This is a genomic window from Streptomyces sp. NPDC046557 (assembly GCF_040645975.1).
Taxonomy (GTDB): domain Bacteria; phylum Actinomycetota; class Actinomycetes; order Streptomycetales; family Streptomycetaceae; genus Streptomyces.
Genome location: NZ_JBEYZH010000003.1, coordinates 324972 through 344360, shown reverse-complemented (window position 1 = coordinate 344360; position 19389 = coordinate 324972). Strand labels below are relative to the sequence as shown.

At 70.5% G+C, this 19389-nt stretch carries 20 protein-coding genes; 13 read left to right on the top strand and 7 right to left on the bottom strand.

Going from position 1 to position 19389, the window contains the following annotated elements; all coding sequences use genetic code 11:
* Positions 1 to 68: 68 nt before the first annotated feature.
* Positions 69 to 2639: an aminopeptidase N gene (pepN, locus tag ABZ934_RS10415; RefSeq protein ID WP_361311052.1), complete on the bottom strand. Its 2571-nt coding sequence runs from the start codon at positions 2637 to 2639 to the stop codon at positions 69 to 71.
* Positions 2640 to 2764: 125 nt separating this feature from the next.
* Between pepN and ABZ934_RS10410 the strand changes: the two genes are divergently transcribed.
* Positions 2765 to 3412 (top strand): DsbA family protein, encoded by a 648-nt coding sequence (locus tag ABZ934_RS10410; RefSeq protein ID WP_361311050.1) that lies wholly within the window; start codon positions 2765 to 2767, stop codon positions 3410 to 3412.
* 133 nt (positions 3413 to 3545) lie between these two features.
* Here the strand turns inward: ABZ934_RS10410 and ABZ934_RS10405 are convergent, their stop codons facing one another.
* Both ABZ934_RS10405 and ABZ934_RS10400 read right to left on the bottom strand, forming a co-directional pair.
* The gene (locus ABZ934_RS10405; RefSeq protein WP_361311048.1) at positions 3546 to 4202 is read right to left on the bottom strand and encodes a superoxide dismutase; all 657 of its coding nucleotides are present in this window, start codon (positions 4200 to 4202) and stop codon (positions 3546 to 3548) included.
* Positions 4203 to 4403: 201 nt separating this feature from the next.
* On the bottom strand, positions 4404 to 5804 hold the full coding sequence (locus ABZ934_RS10400; RefSeq protein ID WP_361311046.1) for an amino acid permease: 1401 nt from the start codon (positions 5802 to 5804) through the stop codon (positions 4404 to 4406).
* Between the two features lie 287 nt (positions 5805 to 6091).
* Here ABZ934_RS10400 and ABZ934_RS10395 point away from each other — a divergent pair, with 287 nt between their 5' ends.
* Entirely contained in the window at positions 6092 to 6673 is a 582-nt protein-coding gene (locus ABZ934_RS10395; protein WP_361311044.1) for a biotin transporter BioY, read from the top strand.
* Between the two features lie 101 nt (positions 6674 to 6774).
* Here the strand turns inward: ABZ934_RS10395 and ABZ934_RS10390 are convergent, their stop codons facing one another.
* The gene (locus ABZ934_RS10390; RefSeq protein ID WP_361311042.1) at positions 6775 to 8208 is read right to left on the bottom strand and encodes an amino acid permease; all 1434 of its coding nucleotides are present in this window, start codon (positions 8206 to 8208) and stop codon (positions 6775 to 6777) included.
* Between the two features lie 230 nt (positions 8209 to 8438).
* Between ABZ934_RS10390 and ABZ934_RS10385 the strand changes: the two genes are divergently transcribed.
* Positions 8439 to 8924, top strand: coding sequence for a ribose-5-phosphate isomerase (locus ABZ934_RS10385; protein WP_361311040.1), 486 nt, complete (start codon positions 8439 to 8441; stop codon positions 8922 to 8924).
* Between the two features lie 175 nt (positions 8925 to 9099).
* Entirely contained in the window at positions 9100 to 9906 is an 807-nt protein-coding gene (locus tag ABZ934_RS10380) for a DNA-formamidopyrimidine glycosylase family protein (protein WP_361311038.1), read from the top strand.
* 31 nt (positions 9907 to 9937) lie between these two features.
* Here ABZ934_RS10380 and ABZ934_RS10375 read toward each other — a convergent pair whose 3' ends face one another.
* Complete coding sequence (locus tag ABZ934_RS10375) at positions 9938 to 11173, bottom strand: GNAT family N-acetyltransferase (protein ID WP_361311036.1); 1236 nt, start codon at positions 11171 to 11173, stop codon at positions 9938 to 9940.
* Positions 11174 to 11289: 116 nt separating this feature from the next.
* On the opposite strand from ABZ934_RS10375, the gene ABZ934_RS10370 reads away from it, so the two are divergent.
* The 5 genes from ABZ934_RS10370 (at position 11290) to ABZ934_RS10350 (ending at position 15300) form a co-directional block, all read left to right on the top strand.
* Positions 11290 to 12432, top strand: a complete 1143-nt coding sequence (locus ABZ934_RS10370; protein ID WP_361311033.1) for a PP2C family protein-serine/threonine phosphatase — start codon at positions 11290 to 11292, stop codon at positions 12430 to 12432.
* Between the two features lie 335 nt (positions 12433 to 12767).
* A complete protein-coding gene (locus ABZ934_RS10365; protein ID WP_361311030.1) occupies positions 12768 to 14153 on the top strand; it encodes a pyridoxal-dependent decarboxylase in 1386 nt (461 codons plus the stop codon).
* The gene (locus ABZ934_RS10360; RefSeq protein ID WP_361311028.1) at positions 14150 to 14605 is read left to right on the top strand and encodes an HD domain-containing protein; all 456 of its coding nucleotides are present in this window, start codon (positions 14150 to 14152) and stop codon (positions 14603 to 14605) included. The genes ABZ934_RS10365 and ABZ934_RS10360 overlap by 4 nt, the downstream gene beginning before the upstream one ends.
* A 136-nt stretch (positions 14606 to 14741) precedes the next feature.
* Complete coding sequence (locus ABZ934_RS10355) at positions 14742 to 14936, top strand: hypothetical protein (RefSeq protein WP_136216973.1); 195 nt, start codon at positions 14742 to 14744, stop codon at positions 14934 to 14936.
* A 43-nt stretch (positions 14937 to 14979) separates the two neighbouring features.
* Positions 14980 to 15300 carry a hypothetical protein gene (locus tag ABZ934_RS10350; protein ID WP_361311025.1) on the top strand — a complete coding sequence of 107 codons (321 nt, stop codon included), beginning with the start codon at positions 14980 to 14982 and terminating at the stop codon, positions 15298 to 15300.
* A gap of 265 nt (positions 15301 to 15565) precedes the next feature.
* Here the strand turns inward: ABZ934_RS10350 and ABZ934_RS10345 are convergent, their stop codons facing one another.
* Complete coding sequence (locus ABZ934_RS10345) at positions 15566 to 16288, bottom strand: hypothetical protein (protein WP_361311023.1); 723 nt, start codon at positions 16286 to 16288, stop codon at positions 15566 to 15568.
* Positions 16289 to 16360: 72 nt separating this feature from the next.
* Entirely contained in the window at positions 16361 to 17116 is a 756-nt protein-coding gene (locus ABZ934_RS10340; RefSeq protein WP_361311020.1) for a GntR family transcriptional regulator, read from the bottom strand.
* A 78-nt stretch (positions 17117 to 17194) separates the two neighbouring features.
* Between ABZ934_RS10340 and ABZ934_RS10335 the strand changes: the two genes are divergently transcribed.
* The 4 genes from ABZ934_RS10335 to ABZ934_RS10320 all read left to right on the top strand — a co-directional run bounded on the left by ABZ934_RS10335 (position 17195) and on the right by ABZ934_RS10320 (position 19183).
* Positions 17195 to 17473, top strand: a complete 279-nt coding sequence (locus ABZ934_RS10335) for a hypothetical protein (RefSeq protein WP_361311017.1) — start codon at positions 17195 to 17197, stop codon at positions 17471 to 17473.
* A 401-nt stretch (positions 17474 to 17874) separates the two neighbouring features.
* Positions 17875 to 18099, top strand: coding sequence for a hypothetical protein (locus ABZ934_RS10330; RefSeq protein ID WP_361311015.1), 225 nt, complete (start codon positions 17875 to 17877; stop codon positions 18097 to 18099).
* Between the two features lie 8 nt (positions 18100 to 18107).
* Complete coding sequence (locus tag ABZ934_RS10325; protein ID WP_361311385.1) at positions 18108 to 18839, top strand: GntR family transcriptional regulator; 732 nt, start codon at positions 18108 to 18110, stop codon at positions 18837 to 18839.
* Entirely contained in the window at positions 18836 to 19183 is a 348-nt protein-coding gene (locus ABZ934_RS10320) for a hypothetical protein (RefSeq protein WP_361311013.1), read from the top strand. The genes ABZ934_RS10325 and ABZ934_RS10320 overlap by 4 nt, the downstream gene beginning before the upstream one ends.
* Positions 19184 to 19389: the final 206 nt, after the last annotated feature.

Sequence of the window (19389 nt, the reverse complement as noted above, 5' to 3'; positions counted from 1 at the left end):
GACCCGCCCGGACCCGCCCGGGCCAGAAGCCTTGTCGACCCGGTCCGGGCGGGAAGCGCACGGGGCCCCTATCCGACGGTGGCCGCCGTGCCGGCGCGCGCGTCACAGTCCTGCGCGCGCAGCGCGCGGGCCAGGTCGTCGCGGGACTCGATCACCAGCCGCCGAAGCGCCGGCGCGGCCGATTCGTGCGCGGCCAGCCACGCGTCCGTCGCGTCCAGCGTGGCCCGCGAGTCCTGAAGGGCCGGGTACAGGCCCTTCACCACGTCCATCCCGATCTGGATCGATCGCTGCTCCCACACCCGCTCGATCGCCTCGAAGTACCGGCCGGTGTAGGGCGCCAGCAGGGCCCGCTGCGAAGACTGCTGCATCCCCGCGATCGTGGCTTCGACCAGCGCGTTCGACAGCGCGTCCGACTCCACCACCGCCGCCCACGCCTGGTCCTTCACCGCCGCGGACGGCCGGGCCGCCAGGCACCGCACGTGGTGGCGGCGCCCCGACGCCGTGTCGTCGCGCGCCAGTTCCGCCGCCAGGACGCCCTCGTCCACCGCCCCGTGCGCGGCCAGCGGCAGCAGGAAGTCCCACCGCAGCTCCTGGTCGACCTCCAGACCGTCGATGCGCGCCGAACCGTCGAGCAGCCCCAGCAACAACTGGAAGTCACCCTCCGTCGTCGCGCCCGCCGCGAAGAACCGGGCCCAGATCAGCTGGTTCTCGGACGCCGGCTCCGAGAACCGCAGTTCCTGCAGCGCGACCGCCGACAGCACCCGCCCGCCCTGCTCGCGCCACTCGGACGCGGCGTAGTGGGTGACGGCCGTCAGCGCCTGGGCGTGCAGCACCTGCAGCACGCCCAGGTCGCTCTCGCGCCCGGCGTGGGACAGGACCAGGGAGACGAAGTCGCGGGCGGGCATCAGGGCGTCGCGCGTCAGGTTCCACAGCGCCGACCAGCACAGAGCCCGGGCCAGCGGATCCCGCACGTCGCCCAGATGCGTGCGCAGCGTCGCCAGCGAACCCTCGTCGAAGCGGATCTTGCAGTAGGTGAGGTCGTCGTCGTTGACCAGGATCAGGTCGGGCCGCTCCCGCCCGGCCAGATCCGCCACGCTCGTCCGCGCCCCGGCGACGTCCGCCTCGGTCCGCGCGTACCGGACGAGGGCGCCGTCCTCCAGCCGGTACAGGCCCACCGCGACCCGGTGCGGGCGCGGCGCGTCGCCCTCCTGCACCACGGCGAGTTCGGCGATCCTGCCGTCGGCGTCGTAGGACACCGCCGGGGTCAGCGCGTTCACGCCGGCCGTCTGGAGCCACGCCCGCGACCACGCCGGCATGTCCCGGCCCGAGACCTCCCCGAGCACCGACAGCAGGTCGTCCAAGGTGGTGTTCCCGTAGGCGTGCGCCTTGAAGTAGCGCCGCGCGCCCTCCAGGAACGCCTCCCGCCCGACGTACGCGACGAGCTGCTTGAGCACCGCCGCGCCCTTGGCGTAGGTGATGCCGTCGAAGTTCAGCTTCGCGGCCTCCAGGTCACGGATGTCGGCCGTGATCGGGTGCGTGGAGGGCAGCTGGTCGGCCCGGTAGGCCCACGCCTTGCGGTTGTTGGCGAAGGTCACCCACGCCTGGTCGAACCGGGTCGCCTCGACCAGTGCGAACGAGCCCATGAAGTCGGCGAAGGACTCCTTGAGCCACAGGTCGTCCCACCACTTCATGGTGACCAGGTCGCCGAACCACATGTGGGCCATCTCGTGCAGGATGACGTTCGCGCGCCGCTCGTACGAGGCCTGCGTGACCTTCCCGCGGAAGATGTACTCCTCCCGGAACGTCACCATCCCCGGGTTCTCCATCGCGCCCAGGTTGTACTCCGGCACGAACGCCTGGTCGTACTTGCCGAACGGGTACGGGTAGTCGAACAGCTCGTGGAACAGGTCGAAGCCCTGCTTCGTGACGAGGAAGACGTCGTCCGCGTCGAAGTGCTTCGCCAGGCCCTTGCGGCACATCGCGCCGAGCGGGATCGTCAGGTCCCCGCGCGTGTAGGTGTCAGTGACGTAGTGGTAGGGGCCCGCCACCACACAGGTGATGTACGTCGAGATCGGGGCGGTCTCGGCGAACCGCCGGGTCTGCCCCTCCCGGGACTCCTCGACCCCGTTGCTCCACACCTGCCAGCCCTCGGGCGCGGTGACCTCGAAGCGGTAGGGCGCCTTCAGGTCCGGCTGCTCGAAGTTCGCGTACACCCGCCGGGCGTCGGCCGGCTCGTACTGGGTGTAGAGGTAGACCTCGCCGTCCTCGGGGTCGACGAAGCGGTGCATGCCCTCACCGGTGCGGCTGTAGGCGCAGTTCGCGTCGACCACCAGCACGTTCTCCGCGGCGAGACCGTCCAGGGCGATCCGCGAGCCGTCGAAGACGGCGGCCGGGTCCAGGGCGCGCCCGTTCAGGGTGATCGCGTTCACCGAAGGGGCGATCAGGTCGGCGAACGTGGCGGCGGCGGGAGTCGCGGCCCGGAAGCGGATCGTCGTCACCGAGCGGAAGGTGCGCGGCCCCTCGGCGGGTTCGGCCTCGTCCACCGCCGACCTCAGGTCGAGGGACACCTCGTACCCCTCGACGGACAGCAGTTCGGCCCGTTCGCGGGCCTCGTCACGGGACAGGTTCTCTCCGGGCACGTGCACTCCTTCGTGCGTGATCGCGGTCTTGCGTCGAATCCTCGCACGGGGGGAATGGGAGCGGCCCGGAGCTGGTTGGCCACTGGGCAGGTGACCGTACACGGGTGAACGATGTGAGGAGAGACATGGCCGACACGCAGGTGAGCGGGAAGACCCCGGTCGATTTCTGGTTCGACCCGCTCTGCCCTTGGGCGTGGATGACGTCGCGCTGGATGCTCGAAGTCGAGAAGGTGCGCGACATCGAGGTCCGTTGGCATGTGATGAGCCTTGCCGTCCTCAACGAGAACAAGCTCGAAGAGCTGCCCGAGCGCTACCGCGAGATCCTCGGCCCCAAGGGCTGGGCGCCGGTGCGCGTGGTCATAGCCGCCCAGCAGAAGCACGGGGACGAGGTCACCGGCAAGCTCTACACGGCCCTCGGCACCCGCATCCACAACGAGGACAAGGGCGCGACCCGCGAGGTGATCGCGGAGGCACTGGCCGAGGTCGGCCTCCCGGCAGAGCTGCTCGCCTACGCCGACTCCGACGAGTACGACGAGGTGCTGCGCGCCTCGCACAACAACGGCATCGAGCGCGTCGGCCAGGAGGTCGGCACCCCGGTGATCTCCGTACCCGGCGCCGACGGCGACGAGGTGGCGTTCTTCGGGCCGGTCGTGACGCCGGCCCCGCGCGGCGAGGACGCGGCCCGGCTGTGGGACGGCACGCTGCTCGTCGCGTCCACCCCGGGCTTCTACGAGATCAAGCGCACCCGCACCCGGGGCCCCGTCTTCGAGTAGGGCGCCCCCCCGCGGATGATCCCGCGCACAGAAGACCCCCGTGAGTCCTGTCCTCACGGGGGTCTTCCGCTGAACACGCCCGCCGGTGAAGGTTGAGAAGACGATCACGAGGCGGACGGGTCGGTGGCGCCGATCAGCCCTTGGCGGGGATCAGCAGCGGGGTGTTGGCCTTGGCGTCGGCGTAGCGCTTGGCCACGTCCTGCCAGTTGACGACCTTCCACATCGCCTCGATGAAGTCGACCTTCTGGTTCTTGTACTGGAGGTAGAACGCGTGCTCCCAGGCGTCGAAGACGAGGACCGGCACCGAAGCCTGGCCGACGTTGCCCTGGTGGTCGTAGACCTGCTCGACGATCAGCCGACCGCTGATCGGCTCGTACGCGAGCACGCCCCAGCCGGATCCCTGGGTGGCGGACGCCGCGAAGGTCAGCTGCTTCTTGAACGCGCCGAAGGAGCCGAAGGATTCGGTGATCGCGTCGGCCAGGTCGCCCAGGCCGTCGGCGGCAGTGGGCTCGCCGCCGCCCTCGCCGGTCTTGGGGCTGGCCATGTTGTGCCAGTAGATGCTGTGCAGGATGTGGCCGGAAAGGTGGAACGCGAGGTTCTTCTCCAGGCCGTTGAGCGCGCCCCAGTTCTCCTTGTCGCGCGCCTCCGCCAGCTGCTCCAGCGTGGTGTTGGCGCCGGCGACGTAGGCCGCGTGGTGCTTGTCGTGGTGCAGCTCGATGATCTGCGGGTTGATCACCGGCTCAAGTGCCGCGTAGTCGTACGGAAGCTCAGGAAGCGTGTAGATGGCCATGCGTGTATCCGGTCCCCTCAGCGTGCCAACTGCTTATTGCAATCCATGCGCAACTGCACGGTAACAGTATCTATTCCCGAGCACACGTAAGGGTGGCCCGCCTGCCTTGCCCGTCCGCCTTGCCCGCCCGCCTTCCCCCGGGCACGCGAAAGGCGCGCCCCGTGCTGTCGCACGGGACGCGCCCGGGAACCGGGGGACGGCTCAGGCCCGGCGGGCCCGCAGTTCCCGTACGCCCGCGATGACCAGCACCACCGCCGCCGCGCCGGAGGACCACAGCAACTGCGGCCGCGCCGAGTCGTCGAACAGCATCAGCACCAGCACGGCCGCCATGCCGAGCAGCGCCGCCCAGGTGAGGTACGGGAAACACCACATCGGCAGCGTCAGCCGCTCCGGCATCTCCCGCTCGATCCGCCGGCGCAACCGCAACTGCGAGACCGCGATCAGCGCCCACACGAACAGCAGCACCGCGCCCACCGCGTTGAGCATGTAGAGGAACACCGTGTCCGGCCACAGCAGGTTCAGCACCACCGACGCGAACCCGAACGCCACCGAGGCGAACACCGCGCGGCGCGGCACCCCGCCCCCGGACACCTTGAGCAGCCCCTTCGGCGCGTCACCCCGCTCGGCCAGCGAGAAGACCATGCGGGAGGATCCGTAGAGATTGGCGTTCAGCGCGGACAGCAGCGCCACGAACACCACGATCTGCATGATCTGACCGGCCGACGGGATGCCGATGGAGTCGAGGACGGCCACGTACGGGCTCTGCCCCGGCTCCAGCGAGTCCCAGGGCAGCAGGGTGACGATCACCAGCATCGAGCCGACGTAGAAGAAGAGGATGCGCCACACCGCGCTGCGCACCGCGCGCGCGACGGAGCGCGCCGGGTCGTCGGACTCGGCGGCCGCGATGGTGACGACCTCCAGGCCGCCGAAGGCGAAGACGACCGCGAGCATGCCGGCGACCACACCGTCGAACCCCTTGGGGAAGAACCCGCCGTGGCCCCTCAGGTTCTGCACGCCGACGGGGTCGGTGTCGGGCAGCAGGCCGAAGATCGCCAGCGTGGCGAGGATCAGGAACAGCACGATGGCGCCGACCTTCAGGGCCGCGAACCAGAACTCGAACTCGCCGAAGTTCTTCACCGCGGTCAGGTTGGTGACGGTGAACACCACCATGAAGACCAGCACCCAGACCCACTGGTCGACCGAGGGCACCCAGCCGTTCGCGATCTTCGCGGCACCGGTCGCCTCCACGGCGAGCACCACGACGAGCAGGAACCAGTACAGCCACCCCGCCGAGAAACCGGCCCAGCGCCCCAGCGCCTTCTCCGCGTAGACGGAGAACGAGCCGGACGCGGGCATCGCGGCCGACATCTCGCCGAGCATCCGCATGACCAGCATCGCGAGGACACCGGCGAGCAGGTACGAGCAGATGATCGCCGGTCCGGCGATGGAGACGCCGGCGCCGGAGCCGACGAACAGCCCGGCGCCGATCACTCCGCCGAGGCCCAGCATGGTCAGGTGGCGCTGCTTGAGGCTGTGGCTCAGGGGTTCGGGGGGAAGCCCGTCCGTTTCGGGGGCGGGCTTGTCGGTCAGGCGGTCGCGCATGAGGGTGGGCTCGTACTCTCGTTCGGCCTGGTGGCGATGGGGATTCGCGCAGATTGGAGGGACCCTACAGTCTCGCCGGAGGGCGTCCGTCTGCGCAAAACGGACGTGAAGTCTCTAGTGTGTGGTGATGGGGATCACTGCAACTCTGGTGTGATGGAGGGACTTTGTCTACTCTCCACCAAACCGGGCAGTACGACTTGTCCCTGGCGGCGGTGGGGCGGCGACCGGCCCGGGACTAACGTCGATGATCGTCCCGTCATCCGTTCACCCCTCTGCGGAGTCCCCTGATGAGCACTGCTTCCGTCTCCTCCCGGCCCGGCGCCGTCCTCGCCGACCTGCTGCCCGCGAGCCGCGTCCGCGACGTCGCGCTCGTCGTCGGCGGAGCCGCGCTCATGGGCATCGCCGCCCAGATCGCGGTCAAGGTGCCGGGCCTGATCGTGCCGATCACCGGCCAGACCTTCGCCGCGCTGCTGATCGGCGCCGCGCTCGGGCCGGCCCGCTCCTTCCTCTCCATGACGCTCTACACGCTCGTCGGCATGGCCGGCGTGCCGTGGTTCGCGCACGGTTCCTCGGGCGCGGGCGGCGCCACCTTCGGCTACGTGCTCGGCATGCTGCTCGCCTCCACCGTCGTCGGCGCCCTCGCCCGGCGCGGCGCCGACCGCTCCGTCCCGCGCACGGCGGCCACGATGGTGCTCGGCTCGGCCCTCGTCTACGCGGTGGGCGTCCCGTACCTGGCCGTCGCCACCGGGATGTCCTTCGGCGCGGCGGTCGCGGGCGGCATGACCCCGTTCCTGATCGGCGACGCCGTGAAGGCGGCCCTGGCGATGGGCCTGCTGCCCACCACCTGGAAGCTCCTCGACCGCGGCTGACCAGCCCCGCGCCCGACCGGCCCCGCGCCCGGACGCGCGTACGAAACAGCCCCGGACCACGAGCGGTGGTCCGGGGCTGTTTCACGGGAAGCGTCCCAGGACTACGCGGTGGCGGCCGCCTTGCGGCGCCAGTCGCGGACCGCGCCGATCACCAGGACGACCGCCGCGACCAGCAGCGACAGCGTCACGGTCTCGCGGTTGTCCTTGTCGTAGACCATGTAGGCCAGCACGAAGGTGATCATCCCGGCGGTGATCCAGGTCAGACCCGGGAACAGCCACATCTTGACGGTCAGCTTCTCCGGCGACTCGCGCTCCAGGATCCGGCGCATCCGCAGCTGGGTCAGGCAGATGACCAGCCACACGAAGAGCGCGATCGCACCCGAGGAGTTCAGCAGGAAGTCGAAGACCGTGTCCGGGAAGGCGTAGTTGAAGTACACGGCGAGGAAGCCGAAGACCACGGAGCCCAGGATCGCGGCGGTCGGCACGCCGTTCTTGCTCACCTTGGCGAACGCCTTCGGGGCGTCACCGCGCTCACCGAGCGAGAACGCCATGCGCGAAGCGGTGTAGAGGCCCGAGTTCAGGCAGGACAGCACGGCCGTCAGGACGATCACGTTCATGATCTGACCGGCGTGCGCGATGCCGATCGAGTCGAGGGCGGCGACGTACGAGCCCTTCTCGACGATCGACTTGTCGTTCCACGGCAGCAGGGTCAGCACGATGAAGATCGAGCCCAGGTAGAAGACGCCGATGCGCCAGATCACCGAGTTGGTGGCCTTGGTGACCGCGCGGCGCGGGTCCTCGGACTCGCCGGCGGCCAGCGTGACGATCTCACTGCCCATGAACGAGAAGACGACCATCAGCACACCGGTGAGGATCGAGCCCCAGCCGTTGGGCATGAACCCGCCGGCGTCCGTGAGGTGCGCGAAGCCCGCGCCCGGGTTGTCCGAGCCCGGCAGTACGCCGAAGACGGCGAGCATGCCGACGATCACGAAGGCGCCGATGGCGACGACCTTGATGCCCGCGAACCAGAACTCGAACTCGCCGTAGGAGGCGACCGAGCCGAGGTTGGTGACGGTCAGGACCGCCATCACTATCAGGGCCCAGCCCCACTGCGGGACGGCCGGGATCCAGCCTTCGAGGATCTTCGCGCCGGCGGTGGCCTCCACGGCCAGGACGACGACCCAGAAGAACCAGTACAGCCAGCCGATCGAGAAACCGGCCCAGCGACCGAGCGCGCGGTCGGCATACGCGGAGAAGGAGCCCGAGTTCGGGCTCGCGGCGGCCATCTCGCCGAGCATGCGCATCACGAAGACGACCATCGCGCCGACGAGTGCGTACGACACGAGGATGGCGGGACCGGTCTTGGCGATGCCGCCGCCGGAGCCGACGAAGAGTCCTGCGCCGATGACACCGCCGATGGCGATCATGGACAGGTGGCGGTTCTTGAGACCGGCCTTCAGACCATCGGAGGGCTTGGCGTCGCCGGGGGTGCCGGAGGGGTCGCCTGCCTTCTGAAGGGTCGTCGTGGAGCTCATGGACGATTCCTTAGGTTCTCGGGTTGCGAGTCCCGGCATTGAAACCTGAGATGAACGCCAGACGGAAGACCTCGTTCCGGAAGGTTGCCCGGGGCTAAAGTCCGGGATCTTCGTCCCGCCCCGTCCCGTCTGGGTTGTTGGGGATAATTTGAGCTTGCCGAGTGACCCATGCCACACTCCGCCCGGCACCCTCCATCGGGACTCGGGCCCGGCCGTGCCACACTCGACCCATGCGCGTGTACCTCGGATCTGACCATGCCGGCTTTGAGCTGAAGAACCACCTCGTGGACTGGCTCAAGAACAACGGCCACGAGCCCGTCGACTGCGGGCCCCACATCTACGACGCCGTCGACGACTACCCGCCGTTCTGCCTGCGCGCCGCGGAGAAGACCGCCGCCGACGCCGACGGCCTCGGCATCGTCATCGGAGGTTCCGGCAACGGCGAGCAGATCGCCGCGAACAAGGTCAAGGGCGTCCGCGCCATCCTGGCCTGGAGCGTAGAGACCGCGAAGCTCGGCCGTGAGCACAACAACGCCAACGTGATCTCCGTCGGCGGGCGCATGCACACCCAGGACGAGGCCGTCAGCTTCATCGAGGCGTTCCTGGCGACCCCGTACTCCGGCGAGGAGCGCCACACCCGCCGCATCGACATGCTCACCGCATACGAGACCACCGGCGAGCTGCCGCCGATCCCGGCCCACCACCCCCAGGGCTGATCCGCCCCGTCCCACCCGGGCCGTGCCGCCGGACCACCACCGGCGGCACGGCTTCGCCGTGCACCGTCCGCGCCACACGGCCCGCGCCTCACCGGCCGCGCCTTTTCGCCCGCGTCCTTTCGCTCGCGCCAGTTCGCTCGTCGTCCCACCGCTCGTCGCCGTCAGGAGCCTCGCCGTGCCCGAGGGGCATACGATCCACCGCCTCGCCCAGGACCACACCGCGCGCTTCGCCGGCCGCCCGGTACGGGTGAGCAGCCCCCAGGGCCGGTTCGCCGAGAGCGCCGCCCTGCTCGACGGACGCACCCTGGAGAGCGCCGAGGCCCACGGCAAGCACCTCTTCCTGGAGCTCGGCGACGCCTGGCTCCACATCCACCTCGGCCTCTTCGGCAAGCTCGGCTTCGGCCCCGCCCCGGCCCCGCCCGCCACCGACACCGTCCGGGTGCGCCTGGTCAACGAGGACCACTGGGCCGACCTGCGCGGGCCCACCGCCTGCGCGCTGCTCGGCGAGGGCGAGAAGAAGGCGATACACGAACGGCTCGGCCCCGACCCGCTGCGCCCGGCCGACGACCCCGACCGTGCGTGGAAGCGGATCTCCCGCTCCCGTACGACCGTCGCCGCGCTGCTCATGGACCAGAAGGTGGTCGCGGGCGTCGGCAACGTCTACCGGGCCGAGGTGCTCTTCCGGCACGGCATCGACCCCTACCGGCCCGGCAAGGACCTGACGCGGGCCGAGTGGGACGCCATCTGGGCCGACCTGGTGGTGCTCATGCGCGAGGGCGTACGGAACAACCGGATCGACACCGTCCGCGACGAGCACCTCCCCGAGGCCATGGGGCGCCCGCCGAGGGTCGACGACCACGGCGGCGAGGTGTACGTCTACCGGAGGGCGAACATGCCCTGTCACATCTGCGGGGGCGAGATCCGCACCGCCGGTCTCGCCGCCCGCAACCTCTTCTGGTGCCCCGGCTGTCAGGCCCGCTAGCGGACCGGCCGGGGGACCGGCCGGGGGCGGCCTAGAACCCGTGGGGGAGCCAGGGAGCCACGTCGCCGGCGAACGCGCGCGAGGCCCGGGTCAGCGCGCCGGGGCGCACTTCGCGCACCCGCCCGGCGCCGGCCAGCGAGGTGAGCGTGATCCCGCCCAGGTACGCCGAGCCCAACTCCCGTACCGACAGCTCCAGGTCCACCGGATCCGCGCTGCGCACGCAGGACGCCGCGCCCTCCGGCCCGACGCGCAGCCGCCACCGGCCCTCGTTCCACGGGCAGAACGCGTCCTCGACCTCCAGGACCACGTCCAGCTGCGTCGCGTACCGCCGGGCCTCCAGGGCCGCCCCCAGGTCCACCAGCCGCAGGTACAGCGCGTCGCGCGGGTTCGGCCGGCACCGCCGTACGTCGTTCACCAGGTGCAGCACCGGATCGTCCGCCGGGCGCCGGCCGGCCCGCACGGTCCAGGTCAGGTCGATCTCACAGACGTAGCGCCACAGCGCCGCGTACGCCGCCGGGTCGGACGCGTCGAGGTCGGCGACCTCCACCGTGCTGGCCGCGCCGGTGAGCTGCCAGTCCGCCTTCACCCGGTATCGGGCGTACCCGACGACCTGGCCGTCCGGCGCCTCGGCGACCACGCACGTGAGCGGCGAGGCGCCCGCGCGTCCGGACTCCGGGTCCAGCAGCGCCTGCCGCTCCCACCCCGGCTGCCGGGCGGGCGCCCCCGGCCGCCGGGCCACCAGCTCGGCGTAGACCCGCTCACAGTCGGCCAGGGCCTTGTCCGGGTCCACGAGGCGCAGCCGGATGCCGTCCGTCCCCGGCGGCACGGAGAGCCGTACCCGAGTGGTGTCGATCTCCAGGGCCAACGCGTAGGCGGCGGTGCCGTAACCGAACCGCCCGTAGATCTCCGGCTCGGAGGCCGTCAGCACGGCGAGCGGTTCACCACCCGCCCGGATGTCGTCCAATTGGCGGCGCATGAGCGACGTCAGCACTCCGCGCCGGCGGTGGGTCGGCGCGACGCCCACCATGGTGACCCCCGCGGCGGGCACGATGGGGCCGCCCGGCACGGACAGTCGGAAGCTGAACGCGCCCGCCGAACCCACGCAGTCCTCGCCGTCCCACACGCCGAGCGAACGCTCCAACTCGGTGAGGGACTTGTAGAGTTCGCGTTCCTCGGGGGACTCGGTCAGACCACCGAACGCCAGTTCAAGGTGGTCGTACCAGACATCCCACTCATCAGCCTGCAATACCCGCGTCTCAAGAGCCATATGGGCATCCTTACCAGGGCATTCCCGTCCAGTCGAGGCGATTTCGCCGCTCGGCGGGCCTCAGGTCCGGGGTACCCCTGCGCACGCGCGGCCAGGATGGATAGGGTCCCGAAGCAATGGCCGGAGCACGTGTCGAGACGCTCATGGCCCGGACGCGCATGCTGTCGCACCGGGCCCGCACCGGCGTGCGCAAATCCGCCGTCGACTACTTCCGCGGTGACGCCTCCGACTGGCTCGCCTTCGCGGGCCTGCTCCTCACCGTGCCCACGATCGCCTTCGGCACACTGATGATGCCCGTCTGGTTCTCGCCGTCGGCGCTCGTCCTGCCGATCGTGGCGGGCGGTCTGCTGCTGCGGCCGGCCAGCCTGCTCGCCCTGTACGCCGCCTCCGCCGTCGCCCTGATCGTGGAGGCCCTGGTTCTCGGCCCCTACACGGAGGGACCCGCCCGGGTCACGCCCGGCACTGTGCTGGTGGTCGCGGCGTGCGGGTTCTTCGGGCTGGTCATCGCCCAGTTCCGCAGCCGGGTCGGCGTGCCGTGGCGACGCGGCGGCACCATGCTGTTCGACCTGCGCGAACGCATCCGGGTACAGAGCAAGCTGCCGCCCCTGCCGAGCGGCTGGCACCGCGAGATGGCCCTGCGGCCGGCCGGCGGGCAGTCCTTCTCGGGGGACTTCGTCGTCGCCGCGCGCACCAACGGCGGGCGCACCCTGGAGATCGTCCTGACCGACGTCTCCGGCAAGGGCATGGAGGCGGGCTCGCGCGCCCTGCTGCTCTCCGGGGCCTTCGGCGGCCTGCTGGGCGCGCTGCCGCCGCACGGCTTCCTGCCGGCCGCCAACGGCTACCTGCTCCGCCAGGACTGGGAGGAGGGCTTCGCCACCTCCATCCACCTCGTCCTGGACCTGGAGACCGGTGACTACGAACTCCTCTCCGCGGGCCACCTCCCCGCCCTGCAACTCTCCGCGGGCACCGGCCGCTGGCGGGAGGTCTCCGGCGAGGGCCCGTTGCTCGGCGTCTACGACGGCGCCGAATTCACCCCGGCCCGCGGGAACCTGCGGCGCGGGGACGTCCTGATGCTCTTCACGGACGGCCTGGTCGAAACCGCGGACCGCGACATCAGCGAGGGCATCGACCGCCTGACGGGCGAAGCCGACCGCTACGTCGCCGCCGGCTGGGACGGGGCGGCCTGGCACCTCATCGAAAAGGTCGCCAAGGACGTCAACGACGACCGCGCTCTCCTCCTCATCCGCCGCTCCCCGTGACCCGGACCTGACCCGGGCCACATCCAGCCCCGCCGGCGCTTGAGGCGCTGGCGAATCCAGCCTCGCCGGCCTTTGCGGGGCCGGCCGATCCGGCCTCATGGGGGCACCAGCCGGCGGTAGCCGGGGGAGTGTGAGGCGCGGCCAAATCAGCCTCGCCGGCGTTTGAGGCGCGGGGTCTGGGGCGGAGCCCCAGGAGGGCCGGGCGCCGCCCGGGTTCGCTCGCGCGGCGGCGCCGCACCCGCCCGCGGCCCGGCCCCGGCGGAGCCACCCGGCCACCGGCCACTCGCCCCGGATTGGCCCGCCCCACCACCGCGGCGGCCGCCTACCGTGCCCCCATGCACCCCACCCTCGCCGCCGACCTCGCCCGCCTCCCCGCCCTCCTCGACGCCGCCCGCCACGCCGCCACCGAGGCCCTCACCGCCCTCGACACCCGCCCCGTGATCCCGACGACGACCCCCCTCACCCCCGAACCCCTCCCCGACCACGGCTCCGGCGCCGAAGCCACCCTCGCCGCCTTCCGACACCGCTGGGCGCCCCGCCTCTCCGCCTCCGCCGGCCCCCGCTACCTCGGCTTCGTCACCGGCGGCGCCACTCCCGCCGCTCTCGTCGGCGACTGGCTGACCGCCGCCCACGACCAGAACAGCAACTCCGCCCTCGACGGCGCCGGCCAAGACCTCGAACGCGAAACCGTCACGTGGCTCCGCGACCTCTTCGGCCTCACCCCCGCCCACACCGGGACCTTCGTCAGCGGCGCCACCATGTCCAACACCGCCGGCCTCGCCATCGCCCGTGAGTGGCTCGGGGAAAAGGCCGGCGTCTCGCCCTCGGACGACGGGGCGGCGGCGCTCGGCCCCGTCCGCGTGCTCTCCGGTGCCCCGCACTCCTCCATCGCCAAGGCCCTCTCCCTCCTCGGCCTCGGCCGCAACGCCCTGGTCACCGTCCCCACCCTGCCCGGCCGGGAAGCCGTCGACCCCGCCGCCCTCGACCGCGCCCTGGCCGACACCCCCGGCCCGGCCGTCGTCGTCGCCAACGCCGGCACCGTCAACACCGTCGACTTCGACGACCTCCGCGCCGTCGCCGCGCTCAAGACGAGGCACGACTTCTGGCTCCACACCGACGCCGCCTTCGGCGCCTTCGCCGCACTCTCCCCGGACCACGCCCACCTCACCGCCGGACTCGACGCCTCCGACTCCGTCTGCGTCGACCTGCACAAGTGGCTCAACGTCCCCTACGACAGCGCCGTCCAGTTCACCCGCCGCAGCGACCTCCAGGCCCGCGTCTTCCAGAACGCCGCCGCCTACCTCGGGCCCCTCGGCGACCACCCCGACCTGGTCCACCTCACCCCGGAGAACTCCCACCGGCTGCGCGCCCTCGCCGCCTGGTTCACGCTGCGCGCGTACGGCCGCCAGGGCCACCGGGAGATCGTCGAGCGCGACATCGCCTGCGCCCGCGCCCTCGGCGCCGAGCTCTCCGAGGACCACGCCTTCACCATCCTCGCCCCGGTCCGTCTCAACGTCGTCTGCTTCACCCTCGCCGACGCCCCCACCCCCGCCCGTCTCGCCGCCCTGCGGGAGTCCGTCCGGCAGGAGGTGTTCGTCACCCCCACCGTCCACGGGGGAACCCCCGCCCTGCGCGCCGCGTTCTCCAACTGGCGCACCACCGGGGCGGATGTGCGCCGGGCCGCACAGGCCCTCCGGACGGCAGCGAGGGAGCTCACATGACGGACCAGGCCCTGACCCTCCTGGAGGTGGAGGCACTCGCCCGCGCGGCGCACGAGGGCCAGACCGACAAGGCCGGCCGGCCCTACGCCGAGCACCTCGCCGCCGTGGCCGAAGGCGTCCGCCTGCGTGGCGGCACGCCCGAGCAGCAGGCCGCCGCCTGGCTGCACGACGCGATCGAGGACCACGCACTCACCCCCGACTGGCTCGAATCGGCAGTCTTGCCCGACGGGGTCAAGGCGATGGTCCTCGCGCTGACCAAGGTCCCGGGCGAGCCGGTCGAGGAGTACGCGGCCCGCATCCTCGCCATCCCGGGCGCCCTGCTGGTCAAGGAGGCGGACCTGGCGCACAACGCCGACCCCGTCCGCCTCTCCGTCCTGGACCGTCCCACCCGTGACCGGCTGTCCGCGAAGTACGCGTATGTCCGTTCCCTCCTCGGCCTGCCCACCCCGTGACCCTCGCGCCGCCCCCGAAATCCCGCCATGGCGATTCGTCACGAGACGGATAGCGGAGCCCGGTTGGTGGGAGGATGGTCCTTGTGGGGGCATGCGCCCCAGGCCGACCAGGGGACGACCGAAGGTGTGATCAGTAGTGGCCATTTCGCTGTCAGTCGTGGTTCTGTTGGCGATCATTTTGGTGGTGCTGATCCGCGGCAGCCACATCAAGGCCGGTCCCGCGATCGTCGCGGTCCTCTTCGGCTTCTTCCTGGCGTCCAGCTCCATCGCGCCGGACGTCAACCGCTTCCTGAACTCCCTGGCGGACACCATCGCCGGCATCAAGCTCTGACCTCCACGCCGACGGTCCGCGAGCCGCTCGGTAGCTTCTGCGCATGCCCACCGCGCTCACCGTCGCAAACGCCACCTTCGCAGTCCTGTCCGGCCTGCTCGCCGCGATCAACGCCGTCCAGGTCGTCCTGGGGCGCCAACTCGTCAAACCGTCGGCGAACAAGCGCTCACCTCGGCAACTGCGCATCGAATCGGCGGCCGCCGCCGTCGCCATGGGCGGCGGTTCCCTCCTGATGGTCGGGGTACTCACCTTCAAGGGTCCCCTCCTCGTGTGCGGCGGCGTCCTCATGCTCTCGGGCTTCACCGCCCTCACGGTGGCCCGCAAGCGCCTCCCGGACCTCCGCGCGGCCCGCACCCGAACCTGAAACGGCGCCGGAAACGCCCGAGGGCCGGGCCGGAGGTACGAACCTCCGACCCGGCCCTCGGCCAGGAAGAGCGGGTGACGGGAATCGAACCCGCGTAGCTAGTTTGGAAGATCGCGTACCCGAGTCCGCCCTGACGAGCCAAGACGCTGACCTGCCGGTTTCCTGCTCTCTCGCTGCTGTTCCCCGCTATGCCCTCAGCCGCCCCCTCCGGTCGGGCACGCGGGAGACACGCGCCGGGACCTCCAGTCAAGAGGGCGTACACGGGTCAAGGGGCCAGCGCGGCCGCCACCCGGGACAGCCGATCGGCCGGCAGCGCAAAGTGGTTGGCGGGGTTGCGGCAGGAGTACTCGCCGTCGTTGACGGAGGAGCCGCGGTCGTCTGTTGTCCAGCGCGCGGGGCCTGAAGCCCCCTGAGCGTCCAGGAGGGCGGTTCCGAGGGCCTCGGGGTCCTCCACGCTCGTACAAGCGCGTAGCGCGGCCGCCAGACGGCCCACGGCATCGTCGGGTAGTACGTCGTCGCCCAACGCGGGAAGCAGGAGTAGCAGCCGGGCGTGAGGGTCGGTGGTGCTCCCGCCGGGTAGTGCGTTGTCCGCAGCCGCCACCAGCTCGGGCCAGGACAGGGCCGGCCCCATGAAGTGCCCGTCGTCCTGGGCGAGGAGCTCGGCTTCCTCCCAGTTGGGGTGGTGGAGGAGGTAGTCGGTGCCGGCCTCGTCCGTAAAGGTGCGGTAGACGACGTGGAGACGATGATCACCGGCAAGGGGGATGGTGAACGTCGGCCACTTGGCCTGCTCCCACAACCGCCGTTGGAACTCGCCTGCCGCGTCGTAGTCAGCGCCGAAGAGCAGTTCCGCGGCTCCCTCGGAATGGACACACGAGCAGAGGTGTCCAAGCCAGAACAACGGCTCGTCCAGGAACCCGGCCTCGTGCGTGAGGGGGCCGCCGTCGTACCCCGGTATCCGGTCAGGATGCAGGTCTGCGCTGTTCGTCACGGAGGACATCATGCCGTCAGGGTCTGACTCCCTGGGGCCGGACCCGGCCGCCGACCCTCCACGTGACAGCACTTAGCTCCTGATCGGAATCTCGTACACGACCTCGCACAGTGCGACGGGAACGACGATGTCGGCCGTCTCCACGGGTTGCCCCTGGTCGCTGTAGTAGGTCCGTCGAATGTGGGTCACCAGGGCAGCCTTCTGGATCCCGAGAAGCGACGCCTCTTCGGCGGTCGCCTGCCGCGGCTCCGGCTGCTCCACGGCGTGGCTGACCGTGATCCCAATGACGGCCATCCGGTTCACGACGCCAGCACCGGCATGCGGCCCACCCTCGGGCAGGACCACGAGCGTGCCGGCGGTGAGCCCGTACGGCTCCCAACTCGTCGACAACTGCACCGGCCTGCCATCGGCAAGGAACTCGTACACCGTGCGCACGCACAGCTCCCCAACCGGGATCCCGAGACGCGCGGCGATCTCGGTCGGCGCGGGCACCTTCGCCTCGGTCCGGCTCTCCCAGTTCCCCTGCTTGCCCAGGGCCTGCATGTCCGCGCGGAACGGGGAGCTGCTGAGCTGCTCGCGGGCAGAGGAGCGCACCACTCGGACGCGCTGACGGGGCTCCGCCACGTACGTACCCGAGCCCGCGCGGCCTTCCAGCACACCTTGCGAAATCAGCAGTTCCTGCGCCCGGCGGACCACGTTCTCGCCGACACCGCACTCCTGGGCGATCTGGGCTCGTGAAGGGAGCCGGTCGCCAGGTGTCCACTCGTGATCCGCGACCCGCTGCCGCAGTACGTCGGCGATGCGGAGATAAGGCGGCTGCTCAGGCATGTAGAAAATCTAGTCCACTAGCTCTAACCTAGTTAACTAGCTTCACTCCACGTAACCACATGGCGACCGGAGGCCCCTGTGCCCGCTTCGGAAGGAAGGGCCGAAGGCATCGCAGCTCGGTTGTCCGACCTCGGACTGACCACTCGCGTGGAGGAACACGCCCATTACGCGTCGATCGAAGCGGAGGTGCCGGAAGCGCTGCCCGCCGATGCCTGGCGGGACGTCCTGGCAGTGATGGCGGAGGCCGATCGATTCGGACTCCTCGCCAGCAGTTTGACCGGCCGCACCCTCTGGGCCGCCGTACACAAAGAGGCCCCCGCGACGGGCGACGTCCGGGGACCTGGCCATCAGCGATAGGAGCTGATCAGCGTGTCCAACCGTATGGGCCCTGCCGCCACCCACACCAGTGGGCGCTACCCATCTGAGGGCTGGCGCCGCCTTGCTTTAAGGGGACTGCCGCCCACCCCGCTTGGCGGCAAAGAGCGCCCAGAAGTGGCCTCTAGCGCCATCTCCCGCCCTCTCCCCACCCAGAACCCTTCCCACACAGGCGGAGGCCGTCTGATGCCTCCTCAGCAGCGCTCAGCGGCTTACGCGGAAGCCACCCCGTATCTGTCGAGCTCGTGTGCGATCGGCACTCATCGAGAGTGCGCGCAGTCGTCTCCCGCCACGGCACCGGTCGGCGCACCTGTGATCTACGAGGCATGCGTCTGCTCTTGCCACCCGGCGGACGAGCGATCCGAACCGCGGCGGGTGACGCAGTGAGGGGATGGACACCGAGCGGTGCCCTCGCCGCGAACATCGAGATCACCTCGGCCACCGTCCAGCGTGGTGACGTCATCCAGATCGGCGGCCAGCCATGTCGCGTCGCCGACCTCATCCAACTACCAGCCGGAGCAAAGAGGCTTTGCTTCGAATCGGGTGAACTGCTGACCGTGCACGCCCGGACCCGCCTCATCGCCCTTCGGATGCAGAGGAAGTGGTGAGCCAGCTCATGCCCTTTCGCCGTCACGCCATTGCCGATGACCTACGGAGCCAGATTCTTACGGGCCGTATCGAGGCCGGCGCACGTCTCCCCTCCGAGGCGCAACTCGCTGCCCGCTACGCGGTCAGCACGCCAACGCTGCGGAGCGCCCTCGCACTCCTCCAAGGCGAAGGGTTGGTGGAGAAGTTCCACGGAAGCGGGAACTTTGTCCGGCATCCCCGCCTCAGAATCACCTACGTCGGCGGCGGTCGTGCCTCAGCCGTGCAGCTCGCGACTGATCGGGCGCTGCGCGTCAGCGTTCGCGCCACACAGCTCCGGGCGCAAGCACACCTGACTGCCCTGCTCAACGTCTCGCCTGGAAGCCCTCTAACGGAATTCCTCTGCCTCAGCCGCGAGGGGAAGTCGGCGCACAGCCTTACCCGCATCTACGTGCCTCGTGACCTGGCCCCGGCCGACCTCTCCGCTGCGTCGTCTGACACCGAAGACATAGCGGCGAAGCTGGCAGCGCTGCGTCCACCCTTGGCCGAGGTCCAGGAGACAGTCGGCGCCGGCCTTCCCACCGCGGAAGACGCGGCGGCTCTTCGGATCAGCACATCCCTGGCTGTCCTGTCGATCAGGCGCGTGGCGACCGACACCGCCGGTCGTGTGGTCGAAGTAGCCCTTCTGCTGCTCCCCGGCGACCGAGCCGACGCCCATTTCACCACCCGCCACACGACGGAAGAGAGGGGCTCGAACGCATGACGCCGCACAACGAATTGCGACTCCTCCCATGGTCGGGCCCAGACGGCAAGCCCTGCTTCCTGAGCGCCGGCACCAACGACGGCTACCTGTCGCGTTTGGCTGACATCTCAGAAACAGCTCAGCTCGACCTGGCGACCGAGCTCCTGGGACACGCCCTCGACCTACTCGCCGACGAGGAGGCGGAGCCTGACGAACTCCGCACCCTGGCCACCGACCTGACCCGAGCCCTACGAGATGTGGTCCGTGTAGCAACCAGCCGGGGCCACCGCCTACCGATACCAACCCACTCGGCTGACGAGGAGCGCCCCGACATCAACTACCCGCCCGCTGGCCTGACGGCATAGTCCACCAACGACAGCGCAGCCTCGGACCTCATCTGGGGCTGCGCTGCTTGGCTTCCACAGGGACTGACACACGGCTCCGGAGGCCCCGTGTGCGTCTCAGGAGTTGCAGCAGATCAGGGGGCCCGAGGATAGCCGAGCGGCCACGCTAGTCCACGCATAGGCCGTAGCTTTCGGACGACCTCGGTCATCATCCATTGATGTGGGGC

What these genes read in the sequence shown, in the direction of transcription:
- ABZ934_RS10410 (WP_361311050.1), top strand. Translation starts at nt 2,765, where the DNA reads ATGGCCGACACGCAGGTGAGCGGGAAGACCCCGGTCGATTTCTGGTTC.
- ABZ934_RS10405 (WP_361311048.1), bottom strand. Translation starts at nt 4,202, where the DNA reads ATGGCCATCTACACGCTTCCTGAGCTTCCGTACGACTACGCGGCACTT.
- ABZ934_RS10400 (WP_361311046.1), bottom strand. Translation starts at nt 5,804, where the DNA reads ATGCGCGACCGCCTGACCGACAAGCCCGCCCCCGAAACGGACGGGCTT.
- ABZ934_RS10395 (WP_361311044.1), top strand. Translation starts at nt 6,092, where the DNA reads ATGAGCACTGCTTCCGTCTCCTCCCGGCCCGGCGCCGTCCTCGCCGAC.
- ABZ934_RS10390 (WP_361311042.1), bottom strand. Translation starts at nt 8,208, where the DNA reads ATGAGCTCCACGACGACCCTTCAGAAGGCAGGCGACCCCTCCGGCACC.
- ABZ934_RS10385 (WP_361311040.1), top strand. Translation starts at nt 8,439, where the DNA reads ATGCGCGTGTACCTCGGATCTGACCATGCCGGCTTTGAGCTGAAGAAC.
- ABZ934_RS10375 (WP_361311036.1), bottom strand. Translation starts at nt 11,173, where the DNA reads ATGGCTCTTGAGACGCGGGTATTGCAGGCTGATGAGTGGGATGTCTGG.
- ABZ934_RS10370 (WP_361311033.1), top strand. Translation starts at nt 11,290, where the DNA reads ATGGCCGGAGCACGTGTCGAGACGCTCATGGCCCGGACGCGCATGCTG.
- ABZ934_RS10365 (WP_361311030.1), top strand. Translation starts at nt 12,768, where the DNA reads ATGCACCCCACCCTCGCCGCCGACCTCGCCCGCCTCCCCGCCCTCCTC.
- ABZ934_RS10360 (WP_361311028.1), top strand. Translation starts at nt 14,150, where the DNA reads ATGACGGACCAGGCCCTGACCCTCCTGGAGGTGGAGGCACTCGCCCGC.
- ABZ934_RS10350 (WP_361311025.1), top strand. Translation starts at nt 14,980, where the DNA reads ATGCCCACCGCGCTCACCGTCGCAAACGCCACCTTCGCAGTCCTGTCC.
- ABZ934_RS10340 (WP_361311020.1), bottom strand. Translation starts at nt 17,116, where the DNA reads ATGCCTGAGCAGCCGCCTTATCTCCGCATCGCCGACGTACTGCGGCAG.
- ABZ934_RS10325 (WP_361311385.1), top strand. Translation starts at nt 18,108, where the DNA reads ATGCCCTTTCGCCGTCACGCCATTGCCGATGACCTACGGAGCCAGATT.
- ABZ934_RS10320 (WP_361311013.1), top strand. Translation starts at nt 18,836, where the DNA reads ATGACGCCGCACAACGAATTGCGACTCCTCCCATGGTCGGGCCCAGAC.